12 protein-coding genes are annotated in these 18,437 nt (G+C 72.0%); 3 read left to right on the plus strand and 9 right to left on the minus strand.

Translation table 11 applies throughout. The annotated features are described in order from the left end of the window. Window positions 1-209: 209 nt before the first annotated feature. Window positions 210-2,084 carry an AMP-dependent synthetase/ligase gene (locus ACFWN1_RS22475; RefSeq protein ID WP_384364652.1) on the minus strand — a complete coding sequence of 625 codons (1,875 nt, stop codon included), beginning with the start codon at window positions 2,082-2,084 and terminating at the stop codon, window positions 210-212. A 281-nt stretch (window positions 2,085-2,365) separates the two neighbouring features. Next, window positions 2,366-4,243, minus strand: a complete 1,878-nt coding sequence (lepA, locus tag ACFWN1_RS22480) for a translation elongation factor 4 (RefSeq protein WP_384364655.1) — start codon at window positions 4,241-4,243, stop codon at window positions 2,366-2,368. Between the two features lie 228 nt (window positions 4,244-4,471). On the opposite strand from lepA, the gene rpsT reads away from it, so the two are divergent. Next, window positions 4,472-4,738, plus strand: coding sequence for a 30S ribosomal protein S20 (gene rpsT / locus ACFWN1_RS22485; protein ID WP_384364658.1), 267 nt, complete (start codon window positions 4,472-4,474; stop codon window positions 4,736-4,738). 196 nt (window positions 4,739-4,934) lie between these two features. Here the strand turns inward: rpsT and holA are convergent, their stop codons facing one another. The 7 genes from holA to leuS form a co-directional block, all read right to left on the minus strand. Next, window positions 4,935-5,927: a DNA polymerase III subunit delta gene (holA, locus tag ACFWN1_RS22490; RefSeq protein ID WP_384364662.1), complete on the minus strand. Its 993-nt coding sequence runs from the start codon at window positions 5,925-5,927 to the stop codon at window positions 4,935-4,937. A 142-nt stretch (window positions 5,928-6,069) separates the two neighbouring features. Continuing rightward, a complete protein-coding gene (locus tag ACFWN1_RS22495) occupies window positions 6,070-6,315 on the minus strand; it encodes a hypothetical protein (RefSeq protein ID WP_384364665.1) in 246 nt (81 codons plus the stop codon). 480 nt (window positions 6,316-6,795) lie between these two features. Next, window positions 6,796-9,294: a ComEC/Rec2 family competence protein gene (locus ACFWN1_RS22500; protein WP_384364687.1), complete on the minus strand. Its 2,499-nt coding sequence runs from the start codon at window positions 9,292-9,294 to the stop codon at window positions 6,796-6,798. Window positions 9,295-9,350: 56 nt separating this feature from the next. Then, window positions 9,351-10,085, minus strand: coding sequence for a helix-hairpin-helix domain-containing protein (locus tag ACFWN1_RS22505; RefSeq protein ID WP_384364668.1), 735 nt, complete (start codon window positions 10,083-10,085; stop codon window positions 9,351-9,353). Window positions 10,086-10,497: 412 nt separating this feature from the next. Next, window positions 10,498-11,343 (minus strand): DegV family protein, encoded by an 846-nt coding sequence (locus ACFWN1_RS22510; protein WP_384364671.1) that lies wholly within the window; start codon window positions 11,341-11,343, stop codon window positions 10,498-10,500. Between the two features lie 64 nt (window positions 11,344-11,407). Continuing rightward, window positions 11,408-12,124, minus strand: coding sequence for a hypothetical protein (locus tag ACFWN1_RS22515; RefSeq protein ID WP_384364675.1), 717 nt, complete (start codon window positions 12,122-12,124; stop codon window positions 11,408-11,410). Window positions 12,125-12,300: 176 nt separating this feature from the next. Continuing rightward, window positions 12,301-15,192: a leucine--tRNA ligase gene (gene leuS / locus ACFWN1_RS22520; protein WP_384364678.1), complete on the minus strand. Its 2,892-nt coding sequence runs from the start codon at window positions 15,190-15,192 to the stop codon at window positions 12,301-12,303. A 400-nt stretch (window positions 15,193-15,592) separates the two neighbouring features. Here leuS and ACFWN1_RS22525 point away from each other — a divergent pair, with 400 nt between their 5' ends. After that, complete coding sequence (locus ACFWN1_RS22525; RefSeq protein WP_384364681.1) at window positions 15,593-16,804, plus strand: cytochrome b/b6 domain-containing protein; 1,212 nt, start codon at window positions 15,593-15,595, stop codon at window positions 16,802-16,804. Further along, window positions 16,801-18,411, plus strand: coding sequence for an NADH-ubiquinone oxidoreductase-F iron-sulfur binding region domain-containing protein (locus ACFWN1_RS22530; protein WP_384364684.1), 1,611 nt, complete (start codon window positions 16,801-16,803; stop codon window positions 18,409-18,411). Before ACFWN1_RS22525 ends, ACFWN1_RS22530 begins: the two co-directional genes overlap by 4 nt. Window positions 18,412-18,437 lie beyond the last annotated feature (26 nt).

The following is an 18,437-nucleotide window of genomic DNA, read 5'->3' on the forward strand; positions in this document are numbered from 1 at the left end:
CACCGGCGCCGCCCGCCCGCTGCACGGGTATGGCCGCCATGTCCATGCGGCCAGGGTGACAGACAGGCGGGGCACATAAGCACCGAGTCACCTAAGTGGACGGTCGTGACGGCGAACTCCGCTACCGCCCGGCCAGAAGGCGGTCATTTCCGGTCATGGCCGAAAGCGAACCTGCCGGGACGGCCGAAAAACCACCCCGGCGGGCGCTTTCACGCCTCGCGGGCCCCGTTGTACATCTCATCGATCAGGCCCTTGTACTCCCGCTCCACCACGGGCCGCTTCAGCTTCAGGCTGGGCGTGATCTCCCCGTGCTCCACGTCGAGATCACGCGGCAGCAGCCGGAACTTCTTGATCGTCTGCCAGCGCTGGAGCCCCTCGTTGAGCTGCTTCACGAAGCCGTCGACCAGCTCGACGGTCTGCGGCGCGGCCACCACCTCGGCGTACGGCCTGCCCCCCAGCCCGTTCTCGGCGGCCCACTGGAGGATCGCGGGCTCGTCGAGCGCGATGAGGGCGGTGCAGAAGTTCCGGTCGGCGCCGTGCACCAGGATGTTGGAGACGTACGGGCAGACCGCCTTGAACTGGCCCTCGACCTCGGCGGGCGCCACGTACTTGCCGCCCGAGGTCTTGATCAGGTCCTTCTTGCGGTCGGTGATGCGCAGATAGCCGTCGGCCGACAGCTCGCCGATGTCGCCGGTGTGGAACCAGCCGTCGGACTCCAGCACCTCGGCGGTCTTCCCGGGCTGCCGGTGGTAGCCCTCCATGACGCCGGGGCCGCGCAGCAGGATCTCGCCGTCCTCCGCGATGCGCACCTCGCAGCCGGGCAGCGGCTTGCCGACCGTGCCGGTGCGGTACGCCTCGCCGGGGTTGACGAAGGAGGCGGCGGAGGTCTCGGTGAGGCCGTAGCCCTCCAGGATGTGGATGCCGGCGCCGGCGAAGAAGTAGCCGATCTCGGGAGAGAGGGCGGAGGCGCCGGAGACGCAGGCGCGCAGCCGGCCGCCGAACGCCTCGCGCAGCTTGCCGTAGACCAGGGCGTCGGCGGCCTTGTGCTTGGCGGCCAGCGCGAACGGCACGGAGCGGGTGCCGGTGCGCCGGAAGCTGTCCTGGGACACCTTGGCGTACTCGCGGGCCACCTCGGCGGCCCACTGGAAGATCTTGTACTTGGCGGCGCCGCCCTGGCGGGCCTTGGCGGCCACGCCGTTGTAGACCTTCTCGAAGATGCGCGGCACGGCGGCCATGTAGGTCGGCCGGACCACGGGCAGGTTCTCGATGATCTTGTCCACCCGGCCGTCGACCGCGGTGACATGACCGACCTCGATCTGGCCGGAGGTGAGCACCTTGCCGAAGACATGGGCGAGCGGCAGCCAAAGGTACTGCACGTCGTCGGCGGAGATCAGGTCGGTCGCCGCGGTGGCCCGCGCCATGTAGGACCAGTTGTCGTGCGGCAGCCGCACGCCCTTGGGGCGGCCGGTGGTTCCGGAGGTGTAGATGAGGGTGGCGAGCTGGTCGCGGGTGATCGCGCCGACCCGCTCCTTGATCAGCTCGGGGTGCTGCTCCAGGTAGGCGTTGCCGCGCTTCTCCAGCTCGGCGAGGGTGATCACCCAGTCACTCGTCTCGGCGCCCGCCGGGTCGATCACGACGACCTTGGTCAGCTCGGGCAGTTCGGCCCGCCGCTCCAGCGCCTTGGCGACCTGGGTGGCGTCCTCGGCGATCAGTACCCGGCTCTCGGAGTCGGACAGGATGAACGACGACTCGTCGGCGTTGGTCTGCGGATAGACGGTCGTGGTGGCGCCGCCCGCGCACATGATCCCCAGGTCGGCGAGAATCCACTCCACGCGGGTCGAGGAGGCGAGCGCCACCCGCTGCTCGGCCTCGATCCCCAGCTCGATCAGGCCGGCCGCGATCGCGTACACCCGCTCCGCCGACCGGGCCCAGGTCAGCGACCGCCACTCGTCGGGACCCTCGCCGGAGGCAGCCGGGACCGGGTACCGGTACGCCTCGGCGTCCGGGGTGGCCGCCACGCGCTCCAGGAAGAGGGCCGCCACGGACGGCGGACGGTTCTCGATCAGGGTCTGTGTGTCGCTCACGACATCCTCCGGGGCCCGCGACGGTGCGGCTGACTCAGTGCGGCTGGGTGGACTCACGCTGGTTCGGAACTTGTTGTTTAACCCGCGAGTAACTAACGAGCAGGCATCAGGGTAAGGGGCGACCGGCGGCCGCGTAAGAGGCCACGGCCTGTCACTTCACACCGAAACCCCTTCGAGATTCACCCCCGGACGGCCCCTCGTACGCACGGGGGCCCGCCGCAGCTGTGTACGGCGGGCCCCACTCTGCCCGTTTCGCTCCGACAACTCGGCGCGGACGCGGGCTACTTCTTGCCCTTGCCCGAACTTCCGGCGCCGTCGTCGCTGGACAGCACCGCGATGAACGCCTCCTGTGGGACCTCCACGGAACCCACCATCTTCATCCGCTTCTTGCCCTCCTTCTGCTTCTCCAGCAGCTTCCGCTTACGGGAGATGTCACCGCCGTAGCACTTGGCGAGGACGTCCTTGCGGATCGCGCGGATGGTCTCGCGGGCGATGACCCGCGAACCGATGGCCGCCTGGATCGGCACCTCGAACGCCTGCCTGGGGATCAGCTCGCGCAGCTTGGCGACGAGCCGGACACCGTAGGCGTACGCCTGGTCCTTGTGGGTGACCGCCGAGAAGGCGTCCACCTTGTCACCGTGCAGCAGGATGTCGACCTTGACCAGGCTGGACGCCTGCTCGCCGGTGGGCTCGTAGTCCAGGGAGGCGTAGCCCCGGGTCTTGGACTTCAGCTGGTCGAAGAAGTCGAAGACGATCTCCGCGAGCGGCAGCGTGTACCGGATCTCGACCCGGTCCTCGGAGAGGTAGTCCATGCCGAGCAGGGTGCCGCGCCGGGTCTGGCACAGCTCCATGATCGAGCCGATGAACTCCGACGGCGCGAGGATCGTGGCGCGCACGACCGGCTCGTACACATCAGCGATCTTGCCCTCGGGGAACTCGCTCGGGTTCGTCACCGTGTGCTCGGTGCCGTCCTCCATGACCACGCGGTACACCACGTTGGGCGCGGTGGCGATGAGGTCGAGGCCGAACTCGCGCTCCAGCCGCTCCCGGATCACGTCCAGGTGCAGCAGACCGAGGAAGCCGACGCGGAAACCGAAGCCGAGGGCGGCGGAGGTCTCCGGCTCGTAGACCAGGGCCGCGTCGTTGAGCTGGAGCTTGTCCAGCGCCTCGCGCAGCTCGGGGTAGTCCGAGCCGTCCAGCGGATACAGGCCCGAGAACACCATCGGCTTCGGGTCCTTGTAGCCGCCGAGCGCCTTGGTGGCGCCCTTGGCCTGGCTGGTGACGGTGTCACCGACCTTGGACTGGCGGACGTCCTTCACACCGGTGATCAGGTAACCCACCTCACCGACGCCGAGGCCGTCGGCCGGGAGCATCTCCGGCGAGTTGGTGCCGATCTCCAGCAGCTCGTGGGTGGCGCCGGTGGACATCATCCGGATGCGTTCACGCCTGTTGAGCTGGCCGTCGATGACACGCACGTACGTCACGACACCGCGGTAGGAGTCGTAGACCGAGTCGAAGATCATCGCGCGGGCGGGGGCGTCCGCGTCGCCGACCGGGGCCGGGATCTCCTTCACGACCCTGTTCAGCAGCGCGTCCACGCCCAGGCCTGTCTTCGCGGAGACCTTCAGCACGTCGTCGGGCTCGCAGCCGACCAGGTTCGCCAGTTCCTCGGCGAACTTCTCCGGCTGCGCGGCGGGCAGGTCGATCTTGTTCAGCACCGGGATGATCTTGAGGTCGTTCTCCATCGCCAGGTACAGGTTGGCGAGGGTCTGCGCCTCGATGCCCTGCGCGGCGTCCACGAGGAGGACGGTCCCCTCGCAGGCGGCCAGCGACCGCGAGACCTCGTAGGTGAAGTCGACGTGGCCCGGCGTGTCGATCATGTTGAGGATGTGCGTCGCGCCCTGGTCGGGACCCTCGGTGGGGGCCCAGGGCAGACGCACCGCCTGGGACTTGATCGTGATGCCGCGCTCACGCTCGATGTCCATGCGGTCGAGGTACTGAGCACGCATCTGCCGCTGCTCGACGACGCCGGTCAGCTGGAGCATCCGGTCGGCGAGCGTGGACTTGCCGTGGTCGATGTGCGCGATGATGCAGAAGTTGCGGATCAGAGCCGGGGCGGTGCGGCTCGGCTCGGGCACATTGTTAGGGATCGCGGGCACGCAGGGTCCTGTCTCTTGAGGCGCCTTGTGCCTCGGGTCGGATCGATACGTAGGCTCCATGGTCCCACGGAGAGCGACCGGGGAGCGTTTTGGGCCGCCGTCGGGGCCGCTGGTACTGTAGAGCGCTGTGCCTCATGCCCTCTCAGCGCGAGGCGCGACGACACATTTCTGGATCACCGGTACGGGACCGACAACGGGTCCGTGCCTGAACCTGTAAAGGCTCCTTTCGTGGCGAACATCAAGTCCCAGATCAAGCGGATCAAGACCAACGAGAAGGCTCGGCTGCGCAACAAGGCCGTCAAGTCCTCCCTGAAGACCGCGATCCGCAAGGCCCGCGAGGCCGCTGCCGCGGGTGACACCGAGAAGGCCACCGAGTACCAGCGCGCTGCCGCGCGTCAGCTCGACAAGGCCGTCTCGAAGGGCGTCATCCACAAGAACCAGGCCGCCAACAAGAAGTCGGCGCTCTCGGCCAAGGTCGCGGACCTCAAGGGCTGAACCTCCTTCTGATCTGACCGCCGGAAGGACCCAGAGCGGGCCCTCTCTCTCCGCTCCCGTCCGGCAACCCCGAAGCCGCACGCGGCCTGCGTTCGCCACGCGGGTGTGGCTTCAGCAGCCTGGTCGAAGGCCCCGGCATCCTCCCTCCCCGGGAGGGCGCCGGGGCCTTCGGCATGCTTCTCCGCCGCGCCCGTCGCTACTGGGCCCGCCCCCGGGAGCGGGCCGCCCTGGCGATGGTCACGACCGCCTTCTCCAGCGCGTACTCGGGGTCGTCGCCGCCGCCCTTCACGCCAGCGTCGGCCTCCGCGACCGCGCGCAGCGCCACCGACACCCCGTCCGGTGTCCAGCCCCGCAGCTGCTGCCGGACCCGGTCGATCTTCCACGGCGGCATCCCCAGCTCACGGGCGAGGTCGGCCGGACGCCCGCCCCGCGCGGAGGACAGCTTGCCGATGGCCCGCACGCCCTGGGCCAGGGCGCTGGTGATCAGCACGGGTGCCACCCCGGTCGACAGCGACCAGCGCAGCGCCTCCAGCGCCTCCGCCGTACGCCCCTCCACCGCCCGGTCGGCCACGGTGAAGCTCGATGCCTCGGCCCGGCCGGTGTAGTACCGGCCGACCACGGCCTCGTCGATGGTCCCCTCGACGTCGGCCACCAGCTGGGCCACGGCCGAGGCCAGTTCACGCAGGTCGCTGCCGATCGCGTCGACCAGCGTCTGACACGCCTCGGGCGTCGCGGACCGCCCGAACTCCCGGAACTCCCCTCTCACGAACGCCAGCCGGTCCGCCGGCTTGGTCATCTTCGGACAGGCCACCTCGCGGGCGCCCGCCTTGCGCGCCGCGTCCAGCAGCCCCTTGCCCTTCGCACCACCCGCGTGCAGCAGGACGAGCGTGATCTCCTCGGCGGGCGAACCGAGGTACGCCTTGACGTCCTTGACCGTGTCGGCAGAGAGATCCTGGGCATCGCGTACGACCACGACTTTGCGCTCGGCGAAGAGCGAGGGACTGGTCAGCTCGGCGAGGGTGCCGGGCTGCAACTGGTCCGGGGTGAGGTCGCGTACGTCCGTGTCGGCGTCGGCGGCCCTGGCGGCGGCCACCACCTCCCGCACGGCACGGTCGAGCAGGAGGTCCTCCTGGCCCACGGCAAGGGTCACCGGGGCGAGAGGGTCGTCATTCGCAGTCTTTCTTGCCATCACTGACAGCATCCCACGCGGCACCGACAACCAAGCGGGCCGTGCACCCTGAGCGGTCCCTGAACCGACCCTGAGACGGGAGTCGGGGGCGTGAGGGGCGCGCGGGGCGGGCGCCTCGCCTCTGGGGGGTGCGGGCGCCGGCTCACGGCTCCTCGCGCCAGCCCTCCCACTCGGCCGCGAAGGCGTCCAGCTCGGCGGGGTCCAGCCGCTGCGCCTCGTCGCGCAGGACCACCAGCCACTGGGCGTCCTCGGCGTCGTCCTCGCCGGCCAGCGCGTCCCGTACGAGCCGGGGTTCCTCGTCCACGCCGAACCGGGACCTGAGCGCCTCGGCCGCCTCCTCGGCGGCGTCACGGTCGGGCAGCACCAGCACATGTCTCACATCGCTCACGCGGCCATTGTCCGGTACGGCGTGCGGGAGTGGTCCTGAGGGGACCTGAGAGGAGAGGTCCTGAGGGGAGGGGTTCTGAGGGAGTCGCCGGGTGGAGCTCATGGGGGGGGCTCAGCACGCGAGGACCCGCGGCACGACCTGCACGTCCAGGCCGACCCGGATGCTCGGGCCGATCACCGCGATGCCGCGCACCGGCAGGGTCTGCCAGTCGATCGTGGTCGATCACCGATGCGACCGTCGAGAGAAACGGGCCTGCACCACGGGAGTACGGCCCATGCGCCGGAACTCACCCGAACTGGCCGCCCCGGCTGGGGCTCCGCTCCGTGGGCGCGGCATCGAGCCCGATCCCGAACGTGTCGTTCCCTGCGCTGCGTATCCCACGCGGGCGGTGACCCGGACTGGGCGCCGAGGACCCCGGGCGGCTGACCGTGATCAAGTGTCTCGGCAGAGCACCTGAGACCGGTGAAGCGGGGCGGTGATTCAGTCCCGCATCACCTTCACCTCCCCGTGTGGTCCGCCCGTGCCGGTCAGGGCCAGGGCTCCGTCCTGGTCGGTGCGCAGCACCGTGGCTCCGCCCGAGCGCAGGGCGGCCAGGGTGGAAGGGGCCGGGTGGCCGTAGGGGTTGCCGGTGCCGCAGGAGATGAGGGCCACGCGGGGGGCGGTGAGGCGGAGGAGGTCCGGGTCCTGGTACGCCGAGCCGTGATGGGCGACCTTCAGGACATCCACGCGTGCCAGGTCGGCCGTCTCCGGTGTGCTCAGCAGCTCCCGCTGGGCGGGGGGTTCCAGGTCGCCCAGGAGGAGCAGGCGCAGGCCGGCGGTGTGGACGAGGAGGGTGATGCTGGCGTCGTTCGGGCCGTCCGGGGGTGCCTGGCCGGCCTGGGGCCACAGCACCCGCCAGGTGAGGGGGCCCGCGCGGCGTTCCTCGCCGGCCGCTGCCGTGGTGAGGGGGATGTGGCGGGTGGCGGCTTCCCGGCGTACGGACTCGGCCTGGTCGGCGGGTTCGGCGAAGTTCGTGGTCTCGATCGCGGCCACCGAGCGGCCCCTCAGCACCCCGGGCAGTCCCCCTACGTGGTCGGCGTGGAAGTGGGTGAGGACGACGAGGGGGATGCGGGTGACGCCCAGCTCGCGGAGACAGCGGTCGACCGGGGCCGGGTCGGGTCCCGCGTCCACGACGACCCCGGCGCCGGGTCCGGCGGACAGTACGGTGGCGTCGCCCTGGCCGACGTCGCACATGGCGAACCGCCAGTCCGGTGGGGGCCAGCCGGTGACCACGCGGGTCAGCGGGGCGGGCCGTACGACCACCAGCAGGAGGAGCAGGGCGAGCGCACCGCACCACCAGGGGTGCCCGAGCAGGTGCCGGCCGAGGAGAACGAGGGCCACGGTGAGGGCGGCCAGCAACAGGGCTCCCGGCCAACTGGCCGGCCAGTCCACGCCCGCGCCGGGCTGTGCCGCGCCGGTACGGGCCACCGTGGCGATCCATCCGGCGGGCCAACCGGCGCCCCACGCCAGCGCCTTGGCGAGCGGCATCGCCACCGGTGCCGCCGCCAGCGTCGCGAAACCGAGCACGGTCGCGGGGGCCACGGCCAGCTCCACCAGCAGGTTGCACGGCACCGCCACCAGGCTCACCCGGGCCGACAGCACCGCCACGACCGGCGCGCACGCCGCCTGGGCCGCCGCGGCCGCCGCGAGTCCCTCCGCGAGCCGGGCGGGCACCCCGCGCCGTAGCAGGGCCTCGCTCCAGCGCGGCGCCAGCAGGAGCAGCGCGCCGGTCGCCAGGACCGAGAGGACGAAGCCGTAACTCCGGCTCAGCCAGGGGTCGTACAGGACCAGGAGGAGTACGGCCGTGGCGAGTGCCGGTACGAGGGATCTGCGGCGGCCGGTCGCCAGGGCCAGCAGGGCGACCGAGCCGCACGCCGCCGCGCGCAGCACGCTGGGGTCGGGGCGGCACACGATCACGAACGCCACGGTCAGCGCTCCCGCCAGCAGGGCCGTCGTGCGCAGGGACAGGCCCAGGACGGGCGCGATACCTCGGCGTTCGGCGAGGCCGGCCGTGCCCGGCGGGCCGATGAGGAGCGCCAGCAGGATCGTGAGGTTGCTTCCGGAGACGGCCAGGGTGTGTGCGAGGTCGGTCGCCTTGAAGGCGTCGTCCAGTTCGGGCGTGATGCGGGAGGTGTCTCCGACGACCAGACCAGGCAGCAACGCCCGTGCGTCCGAAGGGAGTTGCTCGGTCGCTTCGCGCAGCCCGGCTCGGAGGCGGCCCGCCAGACGTTGCGGAGGGGTCGGCGCGGACACGGTCTCCGGTGGCGGCCAGCTTCGTACGCGCAGCACGGCGGCGGTACGGTCGCCGGCCGTCGTGGGAGGCGCGAGCCTGCCGGTCAGGCGGAGGCGGGTGGTGGGGAGCAGGCGGAGCCAGGCCGCGCGCGCCTCGGTGCCGACGGCTCGCGTTCCGGGAGCCGGTACGTCGGCGTCCACGACGAGGAGTACGGGACTCCGGGTGAGGAGGGCCCCCTCCCCTCCCCCCACCCCCTCCCCTCCCTCCGCCCCCACCCTCCGCACCTCACCCCGCGCCAACACCCCCACCGGCGCCGCATGATCCCCACGCACCCGAGGCTTGCTCAGCCAGGGATCGCCCGTCAGCTCCACCTCGACGGCGACCGTCCCGAACCTCCGCGCCACCTCCGGCACCGGGCCGCGCCGTACGTCCGCCCCGTGCAGCCCCGCCGAGACGGCGGACGCGGCGACACAGAGCAGCACCGCCGCGACCGGGGCGCCGTACCGACCGGGCCGGAGCCCGAGCAGCGTGCCCCCCGCGACGAGGCACGCACCTGCCACCCCGAGGCTCCACGCCGGCGGGACGCCCAGGACCAGCGCCGCCGTCGCCCATGCGGCGAGCGCGGGCCCTGCGAGCCTCAGGTCGACCGGGCCCTCCTGCCGGGGGTGGGAGTCACCCTTCCACTCGGGGCCGGACCCGGCCGTCACCTTCCGGCCGGGGCCGCGCTCAGCCGCGTCCTTCCAGCCGGGACCGAGCCCGGTCGTCACGGTCCCACCCGTGCCCGGAGATCGGAGAAGCGCCGGTCTCCGATCCCGTCCACCTGGCGCAGATCGTCCACCGAGCGGAAACCGCCGTGCTGGGTGCGGTAGTCGAGGATGCGCTGGGCCAGCACCGGGCCCACGCCGGGCAGCGTGTCGAGCTGTTCGACCGTCGCCGTGCCCAGCGAGACCGGCGCCGATGAGGTCACCCCCGCTGGAGCGGGACCCCCGGCGGCGCCCGGCGCTCCCGGTGCCCCCACCACGATCTGCTCCCCGTCCACCAGGAAGCGGGCCCTGTTCAGCCCCTCCGCCCGCACCCCCGGCCGCACTCCCCCAGCAGCCTTCAGCGCGTCCGCCACCCGCGCCCCCGACGGCAGCCGCCGAATCCCCGGGTCGCGCACCTTGCCGCTGACGTCCACCACGATCTGCGCGGCCGGCGAACCGCTCACGGACCCCGCCCCGAGCCGCGCCTCCGCCCCCTGCACCCGCACCGGAGCCTCCCGCACCACCTGAGGCGCACTCACCTTCTCGGTGCGGCCGCTCCAGAAATGCTGACCGGCGAGCACGGCGGCCAGCACCAGCACCACCCCGAGCGCCAGCACCCCCCGCCGCTCCACCCCGCACCGCTCCCGCACCCACAACGGCACCCGGTCCCGCAGCGCGAGCACGGCCCGGTCCCGCCGGCCGGGATCGACGAGTCGGCCCCCGCCGCCCAGAGCCTCCGCACCCAGAGCCCCCACCCCCAGGGCTCCCGCACCGCGCACCCCCAAACCCGGACCCCCCGCCCCGAGAACCCGCGCACCCCGAACCCCCGCGTCCAGTCCCCCCGGCGGCCCGCTCCCCGACGCCCCCGGCGGCCCGCCGAACAACTGCCCGGCCCGCCGCCGTACCTCCTCCCCGGGCACCGGTGTACTGTGCCGCGCCCGCCGGCCCCGCTCAGGTGGACGCCGATGCCGCACACGGCTGTCGGAGGAAGGTCCCCTGCCGGGACCGCTGGTCGGGGTGGCCGCACGAGTCAGTGATCGAAGTGTCATGGCACGAGGATCGGGGACTCCGCCACAAAAAGTGGATCTTGCTCATTTTCCGTGGAAAGGCGGCCATTTGTGGATAACTCCGCCACCCGCACGAGTGAGAAGGTGCCTCCCTGACACCTCAGCGCGGCGAGACGATGACCCCCAGCAACCCGGGTCCCGTATGCGCCCCGATCACCGCTCCCACCTCGCTGACGTGCAACTCCGTCAGCCCAGGCACCCGTTCACGCAGTCGCTCCGCCAGCACCCCGGCCCGCTCGGGCGCGGACAAGTGGTGGACGGCGATGTCCACCTTCGCGCCGCCCGCCCGCTCGACCACGATCTCCTCAAGCCGGGCGATGGCCTTCGAGGCCGTGCGCACCTTCTCCAGCAGTTCGATGCGGCCGTTCTCCAGCTGGAGAAGGGGTTTGACGGCGAGGGCGGAGCCGAGCAGGGCCTGGGCGGTGCCGATGCGGCCGCCCCGGCGCAGATAGTCGAGGGTGTCGACGTAGAAGTGGGCGGAGGTGCCCGCGGCACGTTTCTCGGCGGCGGTCACCGCCTCGTCGACCGTGCTGTCCGCCTCCGCGGCCTCGGCGGCGGACAGCGCGCAGAAACCTAGCGCCATGGCGACCATGCCGGTGTCGACGACCCTGACCGGTACCGGCGCCTCGCGGGCGGCCAGTACGGCGGCGTCGTAGGTGCCGGACAGCTCGGCGGACAGGTGCAGGGAGACGATGCCCTCCGCGCCCGCCTCCGCGACCTCGCGGTAGGTGCGGGTGAAGTCCGCCGGGGCGGGCCGGGACGTGGTGACCGCGCGCCGCTTCTGGAGGGCCTGGGCCAGGGAGCGGGTGGAGATCTCGGTGCCCTCTTCGAGCGCCTGGTCGCCGAGGACCACGGTCAGCGGCACCGAGGTGATGCCGTGGCGCTCCATCAGCCCCGGCGGCAGGTAGGCCGTTGAATCGGTGACGATAGCGACATGGCGGGACATGAGCTGGAGGTTACCTGCCGTAGCGCCCGCACGGCAGTCCGGCCCCGCGGGAGGGCGCGGGCGGTCAGGCGGTGCTCTCCGGGCGCGGCTTCTTCTGCCAGGGGTAGGCCGGCCGGGCGGCGGGCGGGGTGATGGCGGGCCGGGCTTCGGGTTCCTGGGGCCAGGTCTGGCGGCCGGCCTCCGCCCCGTCGGCCGCCGCCGGGGCCTCGGGCCAGGGGGCGGCGGTCGGCGCGGACGTGGTGGTCCAGTGCCGCAGGGCGCCCGCCTCGATGTCGATCTGGCCGCTGAGGCTGTCCAGGTCGTCCTCCGCGAAGCGGCTCGCGCGGTCGCGGGCGGCCCAGCGCAGGGAGTCGGCGGAGGCGGTGATGCGCTCGGTGCGGGTGCGCAGCTCGGGCAGGCGGGCGGTGAGCGTGGCGCGGTCCGGTTCGGACTCCAGGTGTTTGAGGACGACGTCCAGCTCGCGGCCGTGCACGCTGAGGCGCTCGAAGAGGCCGAGGGACTCCCTGAGCGAGGCGTCCTCGGCCGGGCCCGTGTGCAGGGCGTCCTGGGTGGCGCGCATCGAGGTGCGCAGGGCCAGCCGCAGTTGGGCGATCTCGCCGGCCGGGCCGGGGCGGGTGAGCGACTTGGCGCGCAGGGTGTGGTCCTCGACCGTGCGGCGGCCCTGGGCGATGGTGCGGTCCACGCCGCGTTTGGCGGCGCCGACCGCCTTCACCGCGGCGTAGGTGCCGAGGACGACGAACAGCACGAAGAGCACGGCGAACACGGTGATCACTGCTTCCATGACGCGTTCCTCCTCAGGCGCGGCTGCGAGCCGCCGCTACGCGCCGTCTCGCTTTCCACGGTAAACGCAGCGGGCAGGCCCCGGGTTCCACCGGAACCCGGAACCTGCCCGTAGGGGATCACCCCGACACCCGGGCCGGCACCCGGAGAACCGGGCGCTCGGCGTGGGACAGGCCCTCAGCCGCTGACGATGTTCACCAGCTTGGGCGCCCGCACGATCACCTTGCGGATCGGCGCTCCGCCCAGCGCGGCGACGACCTTCTCGTCACCCAGCGCGGCCTTCTCCAGCTCCTCGTCGGAGATGTCCGGCGGCACCTCCAGGCGGGCCTTGACCTTGCCCTTGATCTGCACGACGCAGGTCACGGTGTCGTCGACCAGGTACCGGGGGTCCGCCACCGGGAAGTCCTGGTGGACGACGGAGCCGGTGCGGTCCAGTTTGCGCCACAGTTCCTCCGCGATGTGCGGGGCCAGCGGGGCGATCATCAGCACCAGCGGCTCGGCGACCGTGCGGGGCAGGGCGCCGACGCCGCCGTACGCCTTGGTCAGGTGGTTGTTCAGCTCGGTGAGCTTGGCGATGGCCGTGTTGAAGCGCAGGCCCTCCAGGTCCTGGCCGACGCCGTCGATCGCCTTGTTGAGGGCGCGCAGCGTGTCCTCGCCGGGGGTGGCGTCGGTGACGGTGATCTCGCCGGTCGTCTCGTCGACGATGTTGCGCCACAGCCGCTGGAGCAGCCGGAACTGGCCGACCACCGCGCGGGTGTCCCAGGGGCGGGAGACATCCAGCGGGCCCATCGCCATCTCGTACAGGCGCAGGGTGTCGGCGCCGTACTCGGCGGAGATCTCGTCCGGAGTGACCGCGTTCTTCAGGGACTTGCCCATTTTGCCCAGCAGCCGGGAGACCTGCTCGCCCTGGTACCAGAAGGCGCCGTCGCGCTCCTCGACCTCGGCGGCGGGGACGGCGATGCCGCGGCTGTCGCGGTAGACGTACGCCTGGATCATGCCCTGGTTGAACAGCTTGTGGAACGGCTCGGCGGACGAGACGTGTCCCAGGTCGAACAGGACCTTGGACCAGAAGCGGGCGTACAGCAGGTGCAGCACGGCGTGCTCGGCGCCGCCGACGTACAGGTCGACACCGCCGTGCGGCAGGCCCTCGCGCGGGCCCATCCAGTACCGCTCGGTCTCCGGGTCGACCATTTCGCGGTCGTTGTGCGGGTCCAGGTAGCGGAACTCGTACCAGCAGGAACCGGCCCAGTTGGGCATGGTGTTGGTCTCGCGGCGGTACTTCTTCGGGCCGTCGCCCAGGTCCAGGGTGACGTGGACCCACTCGTCGTTGCGCGACAGCGGGGTCTCGGGCTGGGTGTCGGCGTCGTCGGGCTCGAAGGTGCGCGGGCTGTAGTCCTCGACCTCGGGCAGCTCCAGCGGCAGCATCGACTCGGGCAGCGCGTGGGCGATGCCGTCCTCGTCGTAGACGATCGGGAAGGGCTCGCCCCAGTAGCGCTGGCGGCTGAACAGCCAGTCGCGCAGGCGGAAGTTGACGGTGCCCTCACCGGTGCCGGTCTCGGCCAGCCAGTCGGTGATGCGGGCCTTGGCCTCGGGTACGGCCAGGCCGTCCAGGGTGACGCCCTCGCCGGCGGAGTCGACCAGCCTGGCCTCGTAGGAGGCGAAGGAGTCGTCCCAGGTGTCGGTGTCGGTGCCGCGGCCGTCGGTCGGCTCGACCACGCAGCGGATCGGCAGCTCGAAGGCGCGGGCGAACGCGAAGTCACGCGTGTCGTGGGCGGGGACGGCCATGATGGCGCCGGTGCCGTAGCCCAGGAGGACGTAGTCGGCGATGAAGACCGGGACCTGCTCGCCGTTGACCGGGTTCACCGCGAACACGCCGGTGAAGACGCCGGTCTTGTCCTTGGCCTCGGCCTGCCGCTCCACGTCGGACTTGGCGGCGGCCTGGGCGCGGTAGGCGGCGACGGCCTCGGCCGGGGTGGCGTGTCCGCCGGTCCACGCCTCGTGGGTGCCCTCGGGCCACGCCTCGGGGGTGAACTTCTCCACCAGCGGGTGCTCGGGGGCCAGCACCATGTAGGTGGCGCCGAACAGGGTGTCGGGGCGGGTGGTGAAGACGGTGATGCGCTCGCCGTCCACGGGGAAGTCGACGCGGGCGCCCTCGCTGCGGCCGATCCAGTTGCGCTGCTGCAGCTTGATGGCCTCGGGCCAGTCCAGGCCGTCCAGGTCGCCCAGCAGGCGGTCGGCGTAGGCGGTGATGCGCATGTTCCACTGGCGCAGCTTGGCCTTGAAGACCGGGTAGTTGCCGCGCTCGGAGCGGCCGTCGGCGGTGACCTCCTCGTTGGCCAGCACGGTGCCCAGGCCGGGGCACCAGTTGACCGGCGCGTCGGAGGCGTAGGCCAGCCGGAACTCGCTCAGCACGTCGGCGCGCTCGGCGGCGGTCAGCTCGCTCCACGCGCGCGTGTGGCCCGGTACGGGACGCTCACCGGAGTCGAAGAGGGCGACCAGCTCGGAGATCGGGCGGGCCTTCCCCGCCTCCTCGTCGTACCAGGAGCCGAAGATCTGGACGAAGATCCACTGGGTCCACTTGTAGTACTCCGGGTCGATCGTGGCGAACGACCGGCGCTTGTCGTGGCCCAGGCCCAGGCGGCGCAGCTGGGCCTTCATGTTCGCCATGTTGGCCTCGGTGGACACGCGCGGGTGCGTGCCGGTCTGCACCGCGTACTGCTCGGCGGGCAGGCCGAAGGCGTCGAAGCCCAGGGTGTGCAGGACGTTGTGCCCGGTCATGCGCTGGAAGCGGGCGTAGACGTCGGTGGCGATGTACCCCAGCGGGTGGCCGACGTGCAGGCCGGCGCCGGAGGGGTAGGGGAACATGTCCATGATGAACTTCTTGGGCTTCGCCGCCAGCGCCGGGTCGCCCGCCAGGTCACCGGTGGGGTTCGGCGCGTCGTAGGTGCCGTCGGCGTCCCAGAAGTCCTGCCAGCGTGCTTCGATCTCGGCGGCCAGGGCGGCCGTGTAGCGGTGCGGCGCGGCCTCCGCCGACGCGGCGGCCGTGGCGGCGGGGTTCGTCTCGCTCATGATCCTCAAAGCTCCATCGATCGTCTCTGCCCGCGGAAACGAAAAAACCCCTCGCACAGGAGGGGAGGCCGCGCCGATGCCGACCCGCGGGGGCGACCGGGGCCGGTACTGATCAGCGCGGCTCGCTAAGCAGAAGGCGTACAGCACGCATGGCGCCAGGGTACCGCAGCCCTTGAGCAAGCCGCGACGCGCTTGCGTATGCAGGTGAGACATGTCCGTACGGCCGCCAGATCTGAATCCGGGACAAGGATTACTTCGCGTAACAGTCACTAAGGGACGACGCCGCAGGTGATTCGTCCTTTGATAACAACGCAATACTCAAACCTCGTACTGATCGGTATGGCTCCACCTAGAGTTCGGCAGCGGGACCGCCTTCCCGAAACTGCTCGGAGTTGCCCCCATGAACCCTCGTCGTAGTAACAGCTCGCTCCCCCAGCCCGGCCGGTCGGCCTACGGGGTGGCGTCCGCTGTCTTCCTGCTGTTGATACCCGTGATCGTGCTGGTCGGAAGCAGCCAGTTCCAGGAGTTCCTGAACTTCGGCGCAGGCGTGCTCACCCTCGTCTCGCTCAGCGCCTCGGTGCTCTGGGGGCTGGTCGCCCAGGACCGCATCCTGCTGAACACCCGCCAGCGGATCATCGGCCAGGCGGTGCACCGGACCATGTCGGTCGCCTCGATCGCGTTCCTGCTGCTGCACATCACCGCCAAGATCGCGCTGGACCACACCCAGCTGATCGCGGCCCTCATCCCCTTCTCCGGCGGCGTCACCGGCAGCGGCGGCCTGATCGGCCTGGGCTCGCTGGCCGGGCTGCTGATGATCTTCGTCGGCGTCACCGGCGCCCTGCGCAGCAACTTCGCCGCCCCGGCCCCCGTGGCCGCCCGCTGGCGCGCGATGCACATGCTCGCCTACCCGGCGTGGTGCGCGGCCCTGGTGCACGGCCTCTACGCGGGCCGTGCGGCCAAGCCGGTCTTCGTGACCCTCTACGTCCTCGCGCTGATCGGTGTGATGGCCGGCCTCGCCCTGCGCGCCGCGCCGCGCCCGGTCAAGCAACGGCTCGCCGACCAGCTGATCGGGCTCCTCGGCGGCGGCGAGCGCGCCGACCTGGACCGCCTGGAGGCGAGCCGGAGCCGGAGGTCCGAGCCGGGCTTCGACAACCGGCGCGAGCCCCGCCGCGCCCCCGCCGGCGGGAGCCCGCTGTACCAGTCCCCGGCCGCCCCGGACCCGGACCCCGGCTTCGCCGCCGCCTACCGCACCGCGGCCAACCCGACCGTCCCCCAGCAGCCGTACGGCGGCCGCCCCGACACCTCCGGTCCGACGGGCCCCGCGTCGAGCTGGCCGGTGCCGTCCCCGCCCCCGGTCCGCGAGGCCCCGCCCTCCTCCTACGACCCGCTCCAGGACACCGGCTACAACATCCCCGCCTACGGCAGTCCGGGCAGCCCCGGATACGGCGGAAGTGATGTGTACGACACCGGTGAGACGAACGCCCGGTACGGGACGTACAACTCCTCCGACACGTTCAACAGCGGTCCCGCCTCTGAAGCGACCCCCGGCGCCGGCTATGACGCACCGGGTTCGGGCGAGCCCTGGAACACGCCTTCCGGAGGCCATAGGTGAACGAGGCCCTTCCCGACGTCCCCGACGTCCGCGTGGTCGGACTTCCCCAGCTCACGTCGGGTTTCGACCTTGTGGAGCGGCTCGATCTGCCCATGCACCTGAAGGTGCACGGGCCGCTCGAGCCGCTCGGCGGTGAGCAGCTCGCGCAACTCGCCGAGAAGATCCATCTCAAGGGCCGCGGCGGCGCGGGCTTCCCCTTCCACAAGAAACTCCGCTCGGTCGCCGAGTCGGCGATCAAGAAGGGCGTACGCCCGGTCGTCGTCGTCAACGGCAGCGAGGACGAGCCGGCCTGCCGCAAGGACACGGTGCTGATCAACCGTGCCCCGCATCTCATCCTGGACGGCGCGCTGCTGTGCGCCGAGGCGATGGGCGCCCGCACACTGGTGATCGGGGTGACCCGTGAGTCCACCCAGCGCTCCATGGAGGCGGCCCTCGCCGAGCGCGGCCTGAGCAACTCCCGCCGCTCGGTCCTGCGCGCCTGGGTGCAGCGCAACCCGGTGCGCATGGTCACGGGCGCCGCCGCCGCCCTGATCCGCTCGGTGGACGGCGGCCCGGCGATCCCGCCCGGCCGCAAGATCAGCGCCTCCCAGAGCGGCGTCGGCGGGGTCCCCACCCTGCTCTCCAACGCCGAGACCTTCGCCCAGCTCGCCATCGCCGCCCGCATCGGCCCCGAGCGCTACGGCAACACCGGGCTGTACGACGAGCCGGGCACGGTGATGCTGACGGTGTCCGGCGCGGTAGCCCGCCCGATGGTGATCGAGGCCCCCACCGGCGTGCCGCTGCGCTACATCCTGCAGCTGGCCGGCGCCCCGCCGGTGCCGCAGGGCGTGCTGACCGGCGGCTACCACGGCAAGTGGATCGACGCGGCGACGGTGAACGAGGCGGTCGTCTCGCGCAACTCGCTGGACGCCGTGGGCGGCTCGCTGGGCGCGGGCGCGATCCTGCCGATCAGTCAGGAGACCTGCCCGCTGGGCGAGTCGCTGCGGGTGGCGCAGTGGCTGGCCGACGAGAGCGCCGGGCAGTGCGGCCCGTGCTACCTCGGGCTGCCCGCCGCCGCGCGGGGCATGGAGGACATCATCAACGGCGGCGGTCCGGCCGCCCTGGAGGCGCTGAAGCAGGTCGCCAAGAACGTGAAGCGGCGCGGGGCGTGTTCGCACCCGGACGGCTCGGCGATGTTCCTGGAGTCGACCATCAAGGCGTTCACGGACGACCTGGCCGCCCATGTCCTCGGCAACGGCTGCGGACGCCCCGTGGAGGGCGTGCTGCCGCTGTTCGAGGGCGGTCAGCTCCCCGCCGGGATCACGGGCGGCGCGGCGCCGGAGGACTCGGGCGGCAGCCGCCAGAAGATCCATGTCGACTGGACGCTGTGCCGGGGCCACGGCCTGTGCGCGGACATCCTCCCGGAGGTCTTCGAGCTGGGCGCGGACGGCTTCCCGACCGTCGCCCAGGCCCAGGTGCCGCGCTACGCGGAGGCGAAGGCGCTGCGCGCGGTACGCCGCTGCCCGGCGCTCGCCCTGCGGATCGAGGAGGACACCCGCGGCCAGGCGCCCGCGCGGAACCTCCCGGTGGTCTCCCAGAGCCGCGGGCGACGCGCCCTGGGCCGCTGACGGGGCCGGGCGGGCCGTCCGGGAAC

The sequence above is a fragment of the Streptomyces sp. NPDC058459 genome, from assembly GCF_042721685.1.
Taxonomy (GTDB): domain Bacteria; phylum Actinomycetota; class Actinomycetes; order Streptomycetales; family Streptomycetaceae; genus Streptomyces.